12 protein-coding genes are annotated in these 13,750 nt (G+C 78.2%); all 12 read left to right on the forward strand.

Going from position 1 to position 13,750, the window contains the following annotated elements; all coding sequences use genetic code 11:
• Window positions 1-223: hypothetical protein (locus WDZ17_RS13155; RefSeq protein ID WP_339575622.1), on the forward strand; the 223-nt coding region annotated here is incomplete at its 5' end.
• 358 nt (window positions 224-581) lie between these two features.
• Window positions 582-3,050 carry a helicase-associated domain-containing protein gene (locus WDZ17_RS13160; RefSeq protein ID WP_339575623.1) on the forward strand — a complete coding sequence of 823 codons (2,469 nt, stop codon included), beginning with the start codon at window positions 582-584 and terminating at the stop codon, window positions 3,048-3,050.
• A gap of 120 nt (window positions 3,051-3,170) precedes the next feature.
• Window positions 3,171-3,998: a hypothetical protein gene (locus WDZ17_RS13165; protein WP_339575624.1), complete on the forward strand. Its 828-nt coding sequence runs from the start codon at window positions 3,171-3,173 to the stop codon at window positions 3,996-3,998.
• Window positions 3,999-4,131: 133 nt separating this feature from the next.
• Window positions 4,132-5,796 (forward strand): DNA repair helicase XPB, encoded by a 1,665-nt coding sequence (locus WDZ17_RS13170; protein ID WP_339575625.1) that lies wholly within the window; start codon window positions 4,132-4,134, stop codon window positions 5,794-5,796.
• Window positions 5,797-6,144: 348 nt separating this feature from the next.
• Window positions 6,145-6,747 (forward strand): putative endonuclease domain-containing protein, encoded by a 603-nt coding sequence (locus tag WDZ17_RS13175; protein WP_339575626.1) that lies wholly within the window; start codon window positions 6,145-6,147, stop codon window positions 6,745-6,747.
• 132 nt (window positions 6,748-6,879) lie between these two features.
• Window positions 6,880-7,611 carry a response regulator transcription factor gene (locus WDZ17_RS13180; RefSeq protein WP_339575627.1) on the forward strand — a complete coding sequence of 244 codons (732 nt, stop codon included), beginning with the start codon at window positions 6,880-6,882 and terminating at the stop codon, window positions 7,609-7,611.
• Entirely contained in the window at window positions 7,608-9,269 is a 1,662-nt protein-coding gene (locus WDZ17_RS13185) for a sensor histidine kinase (RefSeq protein WP_339575628.1), read from the forward strand. Before WDZ17_RS13180 ends, WDZ17_RS13185 begins: the two co-directional genes overlap by 4 nt.
• A 145-nt stretch (window positions 9,270-9,414) precedes the next feature.
• Window positions 9,415-10,911: a S1C family serine protease gene (locus WDZ17_RS13190; RefSeq protein ID WP_339575629.1), complete on the forward strand. Its 1,497-nt coding sequence runs from the start codon at window positions 9,415-9,417 to the stop codon at window positions 10,909-10,911.
• Window positions 10,912-11,134: 223 nt separating this feature from the next.
• Complete coding sequence (locus WDZ17_RS13195) at window positions 11,135-11,425, forward strand: WXG100 family type VII secretion target (protein WP_339575630.1); 291 nt, start codon at window positions 11,135-11,137, stop codon at window positions 11,423-11,425.
• A 216-nt stretch (window positions 11,426-11,641) separates the two neighbouring features.
• Window positions 11,642-12,820: a GTP 3',8-cyclase MoaA gene (moaA, locus tag WDZ17_RS13200; protein ID WP_339575631.1), complete on the forward strand. Its 1,179-nt coding sequence runs from the start codon at window positions 11,642-11,644 to the stop codon at window positions 12,818-12,820.
• A gap of 8 nt (window positions 12,821-12,828) precedes the next feature.
• Window positions 12,829-13,170, forward strand: a complete 342-nt coding sequence (locus WDZ17_RS13205) for a MoaD/ThiS family protein (RefSeq protein ID WP_339575632.1) — start codon at window positions 12,829-12,831, stop codon at window positions 13,168-13,170.
• Complete coding sequence (locus WDZ17_RS13210) at window positions 13,163-13,663, forward strand: GNAT family N-acetyltransferase (protein ID WP_339575633.1); 501 nt, start codon at window positions 13,163-13,165, stop codon at window positions 13,661-13,663. Before WDZ17_RS13205 ends, WDZ17_RS13210 begins: the two co-directional genes overlap by 8 nt.
• Window positions 13,664-13,750: the final 87 nt, after the last annotated feature.

Genomic DNA, 13,750 nt, shown 5'->3' on the forward strand with positions numbered 1-13,750 from the left:
CGGGTACTCGACGGCGAGCACGGGCGGGGCGTACACGCTCGACCAGTTCCTCGTCGCCGGGCCGGAGGGCAACGCGTCGGCGTCCCCCGACCCGCAGGTGAACCGTCAGTCCTTCCCGCGGCCGCTGACCGTGTCCTGGGACGGCCTCACCGAGGGCACGCGCTACCTCGGCGCGGTCCGGTACGAGGGCTCCTCGGTCATCACGGTCGTCGCCCTCGACTGAGCACCGACCGACCCGCGGCCCCGAGCGGCCGCACCACCGGCGGCCCGGTCCGAGCACCCGCTCGGGCCGGGCCGCCGGTGCGTCCGGGGTCGCCCTCCTCCCGAGGCGGCGCGACGGCGCGGCCGCCGGGCCTCCGCGTCCGAGCGGCGTCCGCGCGTCCGCGCGTCCGCGCGTCGGCGCCCCGCTGCCCCCCGCGCCCGCCTCGCCTAGCGTGGTGCGGATGCCTCCGCCGCCGCCCGCCCGCAGCGGNGACGGCGCGGCCGCCGGGCCTCCGCGTCCGAGCGGCGTCCGCGCGTCCGCGCGTCCGCGCGTCGGCGCCCCGCTGCCCCCCGCGCCCGCCTCGCCTAGCGTGGTGCGGATGCCTCCGCCGCCGCCCGCCCGCAGCGGCTCGTCGTCGCGCCCCTCCGGGCGGGGCTCCGGGCCGCGCAGCCTCGCCGACGACCTCCGCGGCCGTGACGACGCCGCGCTCGTCGCGCTCCTGCGCTCCCGCCCCGACCTGGCGGCGCCCGTGCCCGCCGACACCGGCAACCTCGCCGTACGAGCGAGCACCCGGCACAGCGTCCAGCGCGCGGTCGACGCCCGCAGCCGCCCCGAGCTCGACGTCCTCGCCGCCGTCGTCGTCCTGGCCGCCCGTGGCGCGGGTGCGACGCGCACGCCCGACGTCGCCGCGGCGTGCGGTCTGCCGCAGACCCGGACCCGCGACGTCCTCGGCCGGCAGCGCGAGCTCGGGCTGCTGTGGGGCACCACCGTCGAGCACCACCCCGTCGGCGTCCTCGCCGACGCGCTGGGGCCCCACCCCGCCGGCCTCGGGCCCTCGCTGGCGGACCTCCTCGACTCCTCCCCGCCGGTGCGGGCGCGCGCCGAGGCCCTCGGCCGGCTGATGGAGGTGCCGAGCGCCGAGGGCGTCACGGGCACGACCGCGCGTCTCGCGGAGCCGGCCGCCCTCGACGCGCTGCTGGCCGACGCCCCCGAGGGCACCCGGGGCCTGCTCGAGCGGCTGGACGCGGACGGGCCGCTCGGCCAGGTCTCCCGGGCACGCCGGGACGTCGACGTCGCCCGGGAGGTCGGCGACGTCGCCCCGCTGGACTGGCTGCTCGCCCGGGCCCTGCTCGTCCCGGTCGGCGACAGCCGCGTCGTCCTGCCCCGCGAGGTGGGCCTGGCGCTGCGCGAGGGCCGCGTGCACGCACGGCCGGTGGCGCTCGCGCCGCCGCCGGTGCCGACGCGCGCGGTGCCCGCCGCCCGCCGCGACGGACTCGCGAGCGGTGCCGCCGCCGAGGCGGTCCGCCTCGTCGACCGCCTCGGCCGGGTCTGGGGCGCCCGCCCGGCCCCCGTGCTCCGCGCCGGCGGCCTCGGCGTCCGCGAGCTCGGCCGGGTCGCCGCCGAGCTGGAGGTCGACGCGCCGACGGCGGCGCTCGTCGTCGAGCTCGCCGCCGCCACCGGCCTCGTCGCCCAGGACGGCGAGGCCGACCCCGCGTGGGCGCCGACGCCCCGCTACGACGACTGGGCCGACGGCAGCACCGGCGAGCGGTGGGCCGCGCTGGCCTCGGCCTGGCTGCAGGTGCCGCGCCTGCCCTCCCTCGTCGGCGACCGGGACGACCGCGGCAGCGCCGTGGCCGCGCTCTCGGACGCGCTCGTGCGGCCGCAGGCCCCCGTCGTCCGCGCGCTCCTGCTCGACGCGGTCGCGGAGGTACCGGACGGCGAGGGCGCCGGTCCCGACGACCTCGCCGCGCGCCTGGCGTGGCGCCGACCGCGCTGGGCACCCGCGCGGGACGCGCGGCTGCTGGCGACCCTCCTCGAGGAGGCCTCGTGGCTGGGCCTGCTCGCCTCGGGCTCCCTGGCCGGCGCCGCCCGCGCCCTCGTTGGCGACGCGGGCGGCGTCGCCGTCCCCGACGAGGAGGAGGACGGCGCCCGCCGCCGCGCCGCCGCGGCCGCCGTCCTGGACGCCGCGCTGCCCGCGCCGGTGTCGGAGGTCCTCCTGCAGGCCGACCTCACGGCCGTCGCCCCCGGGCCGCTGGAGCGCGACGTCGAGGTGGAGCTGGAGCTGGCGGCGGACGTCGAGTCCCGCGGCGGGGCGACGGTCTACCGCTTCGACGGGGGGACGGTGCGCCGGGCGCTGGACGCCGGGCGCACCGCCGACGACGTCCTCGCCTTCCTCGGCCGGGTCAGCCCGACGCCCGTGCCGCAGCCGCTGGAGTACCTCGTCCGGGACGTGGCCCGCCGCCACGGCCGCGTGCGCGTCGGCTCGGCCGGTGCCTACCTGCGCAGCGACGACGAGGCCGCGCTCGCCGAGCTCCTCGCGGAACGCCGCACCGCCGGGCTCGGGCTGCGCCGGCTGGCTCCCACGGTGCTCGTCGCGACCGCCGACCCCTCGGAGGTGCTGCGCGTCGTCCGCTCGCTCGGGCTGGCGCCCGCGGCCGAGTCCGCCGACGGCAGCCTCGTCCTGGACCGCCCCGTCGTCCGCCGGACCCCGCCGCGCCGGCCGCCGCGCCCGTCCCCCGGGCAGACGCCGCCGGGCGTGGAGGTCGCCGCCAGCCTCGTCGCCGCGCTGCGCGCCGGGGACGAGGCCGTCGCGTCGGCCCCGCCCCCACCGGCCGGCGCCCCGCTCGTGCCGCCCGCGGACCCGGCCGTCTCCCTGTCCGAGCTTCGCCGCGCGGCGACCGACCGCCGTCCCCTGTGGGTCGGCTACGTCGACACGGCGGGCGGCCCCAGCCGCGTGCACGCGCTGCCGCTCGGTGTCGAGGGCGGTCGCATCAGCGTCCGCGACCTCACGAGCGGCGCCGAGCGCACGCTCTCGGTCCACCGGGTCACCGGGACGGCGCCCGGCTGAGCCACCGTCCCCGCGGTCCGCCGAGCCGGCTCCACGGCCGCTGCGAGCAGTAGCGTCCTCGCGCAGGAGCACGCCCGGGCTGCCCCCGTGGCGGCGCGGCGGACCAGCGAGGAGGAGCACGTGAGCGAGCGCCCACCGGACCGGCCCCGGCCCGACCAGCACGGGCCCGACCAGCCCCGGCCCGACCAGCACGGGCCCGACGACGGGTCCGTCCCGCACGGCGCGCCGGCGGGGCGCCCCGGCGAGGAGCGACCCTCCGGCAGCGCCCCGGGTGGCGGCGGGTCGTCGCCGGCGCCCGGCCGTCCGACCGCCGCCTACCCGTACGGCCCGACCTCGGCCCCGCCGCCGCGCGGCGGGTCGCGCCCCGCCCCTGCGGGCGTCGCCGACGCCCCCAGGCCGGGCAGCCCGTGGCCCGGCGCGACGCCGTCGCCCGGCGACCGGCCGTGGCCCGGCGACCAGCCGTGGTCGGACGGCGGACCGCCCTCGTGGGCGCCGCCGCAGGGCCGGCCGGGGCCCGGGCGCTACGCCGGGGGTGCGCCGCCGGAGGAGGGGCCGTGGTCGGACGCCGGGGCACCGTCCTGGACGGCGCCGCCCCGACCGGTCCCCCCGGCGCACTCCTCCGTCCCCCCGGGCGGACCCGCCTACGCGCCCGGCGGCGGCCCGGTCCCGACGTCGACGGTCGTGCTGCTGGTCCTGTCCGCGCTCGCCCTGCTGACGACGGTCCTGACCGTCCCCGCGGTGCCGGGCCTCGTGCTCGCGATCGTGGCCGCCACGGCGGCCTCCCGGGACCTCGAGCGCGCCGAGCGCCTCACCCGGCTCGGGTGGCTCCTCGTCGTCGCGATCACCGTGGGCGGCCTGTTCCTGCTGCTGCTCGGCGGGATCGTCGTCCTCGGCGTCCTCCCCGGCCTGCTGTCCGGCGCCCTCGTCCCCGGCCTTCCGGGCACGTGAGGCCGTCGCCCCCTCGGGCCGCGGGAAGCCCGGGACGCGGTGCGCGGTTGGCGACTGCCAGACGCAGCAGGCCGTGCTCCCCGCCCTCCCCGCCGGGGTGCTGCCTGCGCACCCCGCCCCGGAAGGACCCCGCGTGAGCGACGGACCCCTCATCGTCCAGAGCGACAAGACCCTGCTGCTGGAGGTCGACCACCCCGACGCGCCGGCCTGCCGCAAGGCCATCGCCCCCTTCGCCGAGCTCGAGCGCGCTCCCGAGCACGTCCACACCTACCGGCTGACGCCCCTGGGGCTCTGGAACGCGCGCGCCGCGGGGCACGACGCCGAGCAGGTCGTCGACGTCCTGCTCGCGCACTCGCGCTACCCCGTGCCGCACGCGCTGCTCGTCGACGTCGCCGACACGATGGACCGGTACGGGCGCCTGCAGCTCGTCGACTCCCCCGGGCACGGGCTGGTCCTGCACGCGACCGACGTCCCGGTCCTGGAGGAGGTCCTGCGCAGCAAGAAGGTCGCCCCGCTCGTCGGCGAGCGCATCGACGAGGCGACGGTCGCCGTCCACCCCAGCGAGCGCGGCAACCTCAAGCAGGTGCTGCTCAAGCTCGGCTGGCCGGCCGAGGACCTCGCCGGGTACGTCGACGGCGAGGCGCATCCCATCGACCTCGACACCAGCTCCTGGCAGCTGCGGCCCTACCAGCAGCAGGCCGTCGACGGGTTCTGGGACGGCGGGTCCGGCGTCGTCGTGCTCCCCTGCGGCGCGGGCAAGACGCTCGTCGGGGCGGGGGCGATGGCCAAGGCGCGCGCGACGACGCTCATCCTCGTGACGAACACCGTCTCGGCGCGGCAGTGGAAGGAGGAGCTGCTGCGGCGCACGTCGCTCACCGAGGACGAGATCGGCGAGTACTCGGGCACCCGCAAGGAGGTCCGGCCCGTCACCATCGCGACCTACCAGGTGCTGACGACGCGCCGGAAGGGCGTCTACCCGCACCTGGAGCTGCTCGACGCCCGCGACTGGGGCCTCATCGTCTACGACGAGGTCCACCTCCTGCCGGCGCCGATCTTCCGGATGACGGCCGACCTGCAGGCCCGCCGCCGTCTCGGGCTGACCGCCACGCTCGTGCGCGAGGACGGCCGCGAGGGAGAGGTCTTCTCCCTCATCGGGCCCAAGCGCTACGACGCGCCGTGGAAGGACATCGAGCAGCAGGGCTACATCGCCCCCGCCGACTGCGTCGAGGTCCGCGTGACCCTGCCCGACAGCGAGCGCCTGCTCTACGCGACGGCCGAGCCGGACGCCCGCTACCGGCTGTGCGCGACGACGGAGTCCAAGACCCGCGTCGTCGAGCGCGTCGTCGCGGCGTCCACGGGCGAGCAGGTGCTCGTCATCGGCCAGTACATCGACCAGCTCGACGACCTGGGCGAGCGCCTCGGCGCGCCCGTCATCAAGGGCGAGACGTCCGTGGCGGAGCGCCAGCGGCTCTTCCAGGCCTTCCGCGAGGGGGAGATCCACGTCCTCGTCGTGTCCAAGGTGGCCAACTTCTCCATCGACCTGCCCGAGGCCAGCGTCGCGGTGCAGGTGAGCGGGTCGTTCGGCTCGCGCCAGGAGGAGGCCCAGCGCCTCGGCCGCCTGCTGCGCCCCAAGGGCGACGGGCGGACGGCGCGCTTCTACACCGTCGTGTCGCGGGACACCCTCGACCAGGACTTCGCCGCTCACCGGCAGCGCTTCCTCGCCGAGCAGGGGTACGCCTACCGCATCCTCGACGGCGACGACGTCCTCTCCGGCTCCCTGGAGGCCGAGGGCGCCTGACGGTCCAGCGCCGACGTCGAGGGCGGACACGCCCGGTCGCCCGCGCCGGGCGCGGACTTCAAGGGCCGGCACGCCCGGTGTCGGCCCTCGAAGTCCGCGCTCGTGACGTGTCACGGCTGCGTCGTCCACCGGAACGGCGCCCGACGTCGTCGTCCGCAGCGTCGGCCGCGGCGTCTGCGTGGTCGCTCGGTCGGCGCTCGTCGAGCCCTGGCGCACGGGCGGAGAGCCGCAGCGCTCCTGGGCGAGGTCTGCGCAGCTCTCCGTGCCCGGCGCCGTCGTCGTCGCGCGGACGGCGGGCGGGCTGCTGGACCTCCCCACCGGCCCGCGGGACGGCCGGCTGCACGTCGCGTGCCACCGAGAGGTCCAGGTGGGCGGTCGCACCCTCGCCGTCCACCCCTGGTCCGTCCCGACGGGGCAGTCGTCGACCTCGGCGGCCTCCTCGTCACCTGCCGGGCGCGCACGGCCGCGGACCTCGTCCTGCACCTGGACCGACCCGACGCCCTGGCTGTCCTCGACGCACTCCTGCGCTCGGGGACGTCCGAGGAGCTGGCGCTCGCCCGTGCCCTCTGCGCCGGTCGCCCGGGTGCCCGCGGCGTCATGGACCTCTTCGACCTCGTCGACGCCCGTGCCGAGACCCCGCTCGAGAGCCGGGCGAGGCTGCGGTGCCACGAGGGCGGCGTCCCGCCGGACGACCTCCAGGTCGACGTGCGCGACGAGCACGGCGTCCTGCTCGCCCGCGCGGACATGGTGTTCCGCCGCCGCTCCTCCCGCCCGGGCCTGCTGCTCCTGGAAGCCGACGGCGAGGAGCCGCACTCCTCCCCCGACGCCGTGTACCGCGACCGCTGGCGAACCAACGCCCTCGTCGCGCTCGGCCACGACGTCGTCCGCTGCACCTGGCGCGACACGCTCAGCCGCGGCGCCGTCCCGGCGATGGTGTGCGCGGCCCTCTAGCCCGCTGACGTCGCCGGGCGCGGACGTGTCGCTCCTCGACGTCCGCGCGCGTCCGCCGTCGACAGCCCGCGCCCAGGACCCGCCCAGGCGAGGGCCAGGCGAGGGCCAGCGCGGGAGAGCACACTGACGCCCATGAACGCCGCCCCAGCCGAGGCACGGCTCCTCGTCGTCGACGACGAGCCCAACATCCGCGAGCTGCTTTCCACGTCGCTGCGCTTCGCCGGCTTCGAGGTGCACACCGCGCAGGACGGCCACGAGGCGCTGCGCCAGGCCGAGCGGGTGCGCCCGGACCTGCTGGTCCTGGACGTGATGATGCCGGACCTCGACGGGTTCGCCGTGACGCGCCGGCTGCGCGAGCGGGGCCGCGACACCCCCGTCCTCTTCCTCACGGCGAAGGACGAGCTCGCCGACCGCGTGCAGGGCCTCACCGTCGGCGGCGACGACTACGTGACGAAGCCCTTCAGCCTGGAGGAGGTCGTCGCCCGCATCCGCGCCATCCTGCGGCGGACGGGGGGCGGGGCCGCCTCGGCGCCGGGCCACCTCGTCTTCCACGACCTGGAGATGGACGAGGACAGCCACGAGGTCCGGCGCGGCGGGCGCGACGTCGAGCTGTCCCCCACGGAGTTCAAGCTGCTGCGCTACCTGATGCTCAACCCGAACCGGGTGCTGTCGAAGTCGCAGATCCTCGACCACGTCTGGAACTACGACTTCAACGGCGAGGCGGGGATCGTCGAGTCCTACATCTCCTACCTGCGGCGCAAGGTCGACACGGGCAACGGCCTCGACGGGCGTCCCGTACCGCCGCTCATCCACACCAAGCGGGGTGTCGGCTACGTCCTGCGCCTGCCCCCCGAGGCGGCGTGAGCCCGGCCCGCTACGAGCAGCTGACCGCGCGCCTGCCCGCGGGGGTGCGTCGGCGCCTGCCCGCGGCGCCGCCGCAGACGGTCGCGGACGCCGACGGGGTCGCCCGCCGGCCGCCGGCCGCCCGGTGGGCCGACCAGTTCCCGCTCAGCACCAAGCTCGTCGTGCTCGTCGGCGTCCTGCTCCTCCTGGCCCTGCTCGTCACGGGCGCGGCGACGACGACGCTGCTGCGCGGGGTGCTCGTGGGCAACGTCGACGAACAGCTGCGGACGCAGGCGAACTCGCCCGGTGGAGTGGTCGACCTCCTGCAGCGCCAGGGCGGGGCGGCGTCGTTGCCCACCGACTACGCGTTCGTCCTCACCGCCGCGGACGGGAGCTTCGTCCAGGCCACCACGGCCGGTGACGAGCCGGCCCCGGAGGTCACGACGACCTTCGAGGAGGCCGAGGCGCTCGCAGGCGAGCCCTACAGCGCCACCAGCGAGGACGGCGACACCTGGCGCGTGGTCTCCGCCACCGCGAGCGTCCGGCGCACCGGCGCACCCGTCGTCCTGTCCATCGCCTACCCCCTCGACCAGGTCGACTCGGCCGTCGCGCGGGTCGGGGCCCTGTTCTGGCTCGTGGCGCTCGTCGTCCTGGTGCTCGCCGCGCTCGCGGGGCGCGTGGCCGTCCGACGGTCCCTACGCCCGCTGCGCGAGGTCGAGGAGGTCGCCGTCGCGTACGGCGCCGGGGACTCCAGCCGTCGGGTTCCGGACGCCTGGCCCGGCACGGAGGTGGGCCGCCTGGGCAGCACCTTCAACGTCATGCTGGACCGCGTCGAGACGTCACTGGCGGCGCGGGAGGCCTCCGAGGCGCGCATGCGCCGCTTCGTGGCCGACGCCAGCCACGAGCTGCGCACGCCGCTCGCGACCATCCGCGGCTTCGCCGAGCTGCACCGCCAGGGTGCCGTCCGCGAGCAGGAGCAGGTCGGCGCGGCCTTCGGGCGGATCGAGACGGAGTCGGCACGGCTCGGGGGCCTCGTGGAGGACCTGCTCGCGCTGACGCGGCTCGACGAGCAGCGGCCGATGCGGCACGACCCGGTCGACCTGCTCGTCGTCGCGGGCGACGCCGTGCACGACCTCGCCGCGCTGGCCCCCGACCGGACGACCCGCCTCGTCGGCCTCGACGGCGCCCCGGCCCCCTCGCCCGCGCCGGTGACCGGCGACGACGCGCGACTGCGCCAGGTGCTGACGAACCTCGTGGGCAACGCCGTCCGGCACACCCCGGCGGGCACGCCGCTCGAGGTCGGCGTCGGCGTCCGGCGGCACGAGGGCGGCGCCTGGGCGACGTGGCAGGTCGTCGACCACGGCGCCGGCATCCCGCCGGAGGACGCCGAGCGCGTCTTCGAGCGCTTCTACCGCTCCGACACCTCGCGCACGCGCGGCACCGGCGGCGGGAGCGGCCTCGGGCTGGCCATCGTGGCCGCCATCGTGGCGGCGCACGGGGGTGCGGCCCGCGTGGTCCCGACGCCGGGCGGCGGCACGACGGTCGAGGTGGCCCTGCCCGTCGCCGAGCCCTCGCCGGACGAGCAGGACGAGCCCTTCGACGACGACCCGGCGCCCGGCGAGGACGACGACCCGGCCGCGCCGTCGTCGTGGGGGCGACCCCCCGACGCGGAGCGCTGACGGCGGTCGGACGGGGGCACGGCGTACCGCCCCGGCGTTCATAGGGAACGTCCAGGCTGCGCCCGGGGTGCACGCACGTCCGGGGTGTCCACTGCTCGTGTCGCTCGGGGGACTCCCGGGCACGCGCCACGCGCAGGAGGACATCGTGAGCCAGCAGACCCACCCCCAGCCCCGCGACCACAGCGGCCCCTGGGGCGCCCCGGGCGCCGACACCCCGTCCCACCACCCGGCCGGCCCCCCGGCCCAGGGCCGGTACGAGGGCCGCTACGAGGGCCGGCCCGCCGGCGCCCCCCACGAGGGTGCGGCCGGCCAGGGCGGCCCCTGGCCCTCGGACCCGTGGGCCGCGCCGGCCGACGAGCGCGGGCAGCAGACGACCGGGCCGGCCTGGTACGGCGGGGCCATCCCGCCCCCCGAGCCCCCCGCCGGCGGCGGCGCCTCGCCCCGGCCCTCCCGCTCGCGCCGCCCCGGCTGGGGCGCCCTGGTGGCCGTCGGCGTCGTCGCCGCCCTCGTCGGCGGTGCCGCCGCCGTGGGGGTCGACGCGCTGACCCGCGACACCACGCCGACGGCGTCGGCGCTGGCGCCCTCGTCGAGCTCGAGCACCTCCGGGTCGAGCGGCTCGTCGGGCGCCACGGCGACGACCGGGGCGGTGGACTGGCAGGCCGTCTCGAAGAGCGTCGCCCCGAGCGTCGTCGCCATCCAGGTGCAGAGCTCGTCGGCGGCGGGCGAGGGGTCCGGCGTCGTCCTCGACGACCAGGGCCACGTCCTCACGAACTACCACGTCGTCAACGGCGCGGGCGCCGACGCGCAGATGCGCGTGGTGCTGCCCGACGGCCGCGTGTACGACCAGGTGAAGGTCGTGGGCGAGGACGCCGCCACCGACCTCGCGGTCATCCAGATCACCGACCCGCCGGCCGACCTCACGCCCGCGACGCTCGGGGACTCCTCGGCCGTCACGGTCGGCCAGCCCGTCATGGCGATCGGCAACCCGCTGGGCCTGTCCGACACCGTCACCACGGGCATCGTGTCCGCGCTCGACCGACCGGTCACGACGACGCAGGAGACCGCGCAGGACCAGAGCCAGCAGCAGCTGCCGTTCGGGTTCGCGCCGCAGCAGCAGGCCCCGGCGGAGCAGGTCGTCACGAACGCCATCCAGACCGACGCCGCGATCAACCCCGGGAACTCCGGCGGCGCGCTCGTCGACGCGAACGGCGCGGTCGTCGGGATCAACTCCTCGATCGCGAGCACCGGCTCCGCGAGCGGCGGCACCTCGGGCTCGATCGGGCTCGGCTTCGCGATCCCGTCGAACGAGGCCAGCCGCATCGCGAAGGAGCTCATCTCGAGCGGCACGGCCGACCACGCCTGGCTCGGGGTGACGCTCACGGACACGACGGCGACGGCCGACGGGACGACGCGGCTCGCCGCCGGCATCCAGGACGTCACCGCCGGCACGCCCGCCGCCGACGCGGGCCTGCGGTCCGGTGACGCCGTGACCGCCGTCGACGGCCAGCCCGTCGAGGGCGCCGAGTCCCTCACGGCGCAGCTCCGCGAGCGCGCGCCCGGGACGACCGTCCAGCTCACCGTCGTCCGCGACGGCCAGCAGTCCACCGTCTCGGCCACCCTCGGCACGCGCGCCGACGGCTGAGCGCGGCGGCACCTCGCGCCGCCCCCTCGGACGTCACCGCGCGTCTCCCTGACCACGTCACCCCGGCCGGGCCCCGCCCCGACCGGGGTGACGTGCGTCCACAGGCGCCCGCTGCCGCGAGGGCGGCGCGGGCCTGTGGACGACGGCCACGGGGCGGCGCCGCGGCGACCTAGCGTCCCCGGCACGCGGGACCGACGGGGTGCCGCCGACGAGGAGGCGTGGCGTGAGCAGGTTCGAGGTCGACAGCGCACAGGTCCAGCAGGCGAGCGCGGCGGTGCGGGCGAGCTCTGCCGCCCTCGCCACGGAGGTCGACCGCATGATGCGCTCGCTCCTGGACCTCCAGGGCAGCTGGAAGGGCCAGGCGTCGAGCCAGTTCCAGGCGGTCGTCGCCGACTGGCGCGGCACGCAGGAGCGCGTGCGCGCCTCGCTGGACCAGGTCAACGGGGCGCTCGCCGCCGCGGGCACCTCCTACGCGGAGGTGGAGGAGCGCAACGCGCGGATGTTCGCGCTGTGAGGGCGGCGGGGGGGGGGGAAGGGTAAGATCCGACCCCCCCCACCCCCCCCCCCACCCCCCCCCCCCCCCCCCCCCCCCCCCCCCCCCCTCCCCCCCCCCCCCCCACCGCGCCGGCCCCGCCGCGCCTGCCCCGCCGCGCGCGAGGGGCGGCTCCGGCGGCGCAGGGCGGTCCCGGCGCCAGGGGCCGGCTCGTGGCTGCGACGTACCCTGGGGGCGATGAGCGCCGCGACAGCACCGACCGCCCCCCGGGGCGCCGTCGCCCTGGGCCTGCCCGGAGTGCGCCGGGCCCCTCGGGACGCGACGGACCCGGCGGCCGTCGCCGCGGCGACCGCCGGCCGGCCTGCCGCCCCGGGGCTGCTCGACCCCTCCGGCCGCACCGCGGTCGACCTGCGTGTCTCGCTCACCGACCGCTGCACCCTGCGCTGCGGCTACTGCATGCCGCCCGAGGGCCTCGACTGGATGCCCGACGACGAGCTGCTCACCGACGACGAGGTGGTGCGCCTCGTCCGGCTCGCCGTCGAGCGGCTCGGCGTCCGCGAGGTCCGCTACACCGGCGGCGAGCCGCTCCTGCGCCGGGGCCTGGAGCGGGTCGTCGCCGCGACGACGGCCCTGCGCACGGCGGACGGGTCGCCCGTCGAGGCGTCCATGACGACCAACGCCCTCGGCCTGGACCGGCGCGCCGCCGGCCTGGCCGCCGCCGGGCTCCGCCGCGTCAACGTCTCCCTCGACACCCTGCGGCCCGAGCGCTTCGCCGCCATCACCCACCGCGACCGCCACGCCGACGTGCTGCGCGGCGTCGCGGCGGCGGCGGAGGCGGGGATCGGGCCGGTCAAGGTGAACGCGGTGCTGATGCCCGGCGTCAACGACGACGAGGCGCCGGACCTCCTCGCCTGGGCCCTGGCGCACGGCTACGAGCTGCGGGTCATCGAGCAGATGCCGATCGACGCCCAGGGGGCCTGGTCCCGCGACGGCCTGGTGACGGCCGACGACGTGCTGGGCAGCCTGCGCGCCGCCTACGACCTGGAGGCCGACGACCCGGCGACGCGCGGCGGGGCCCCGGCCCAGACCTACCGCGTCCGCCCCCGCGGGGCCGACCCGGCGTCGGCGCCCCTCGGTCGGGTGGGGGTGATCGCCTCGGTGACCCGCCCCTTCTGCGAGGCGTGCGACCGCACCCGGCTGACGGCCGACGGCCAGGTCCGCAGCTGCCTGTTCTCCACCTCGGAGACCGACCTGCGCGGGCTGCTGCGCGGCGGTGCCCCCGACGACGAGGTCGCCGACGTCTGGCGTGCCGCCATGTGGGGCAAGGCCCCCGCGCACGGCATCGGCGAGGCCGAGCCGCTGACGACGAGCGGGTTCGCCCGTCCGTCCCGCTCCATGAGCGCGATCGGCGGCTGAGGGTGGACGTGACCGGCCCCGTCGCCGTGGTGACGGACGGCGCGGACCGGGTGGTCCGTGACGGCGTCCGGCTGCGCGTGCGCCTGTTCGCGGGCGCCGCGGCCGCCGCCGGGACGGAGGAGGACGTCGTCGACGTGCTGGCCGGCGAGGCCGGGGCCGTCCCCGTCGTCGACGACCTCCGCCGCGCGCTCGCGCGCCGTCACCCCGCCCTGGGCCCGGTCCTCGAGGTGGCCACCGTCCTGGTCGACGAGGTGGCGGCGGGGCCCGACGAGCCGCTCGCCCCGGCCCCGCAGGACCCCTCGGCGCCGCTGCCCGTCGTGGACGTGCTGCCGCCCTTCGCCGGTGGCTGAGGCCGCTCCCGCTCGAGGGGCCGTCGCCGTGGTCGTCGTCCCGCCTGGCGACCCCCGGCACGTGGCCCTGGTGCGCGCCGCGGAGGCGGAGCTGCTGCGCCGGTACGGCGACGGGTCGCTCGAGCCGCCCGAGGGCGCCGCGACGCCGGAGCCCGCCGACGTGGTCCACCTCCTCGCGGTGGGGCACGACGCGGAGCCGCTGGGCTGCGCGGTGGTCGCGCCGCTGCTCGCCGCCGGCCCGGGCGTCGGCGAGCTGAAGCGGCTCTTCGTACCCGCGTCCGCCCGCCGCCGGGGGGTCGCGACGGCGCTGCTCGCGGCGGCGCAGGAGGCGGCCCGCGCCCGCGGGCTCCGTGGGCTCCGCCTCGTCACCGGGACCCTGCAGCCCGAGGCGATCGCCCTCTACGAGCGCGAGGGCTGGCAGCCGGCCACCGCCTACGCCTGGGCCGACGACCCGATGACCCGGACCTTCGGCAAGGACCTCGACGGCGGGTGAGGGCGCGAGGCGACCTGCAGAAGGGCCGTGGCGAGGACGTCGTCCCAGGTCAGCAACCCTGCGCCGTCTTCGAGGCGCACCGTGGTG

The organism is Pseudokineococcus basanitobsidens, from assembly GCF_037482545.1.
In the GTDB taxonomy this organism is placed as follows: Bacteria; Actinomycetota; Actinomycetes; order Actinomycetales; family Quadrisphaeraceae; genus Pseudokineococcus; species Pseudokineococcus basanitobsidens.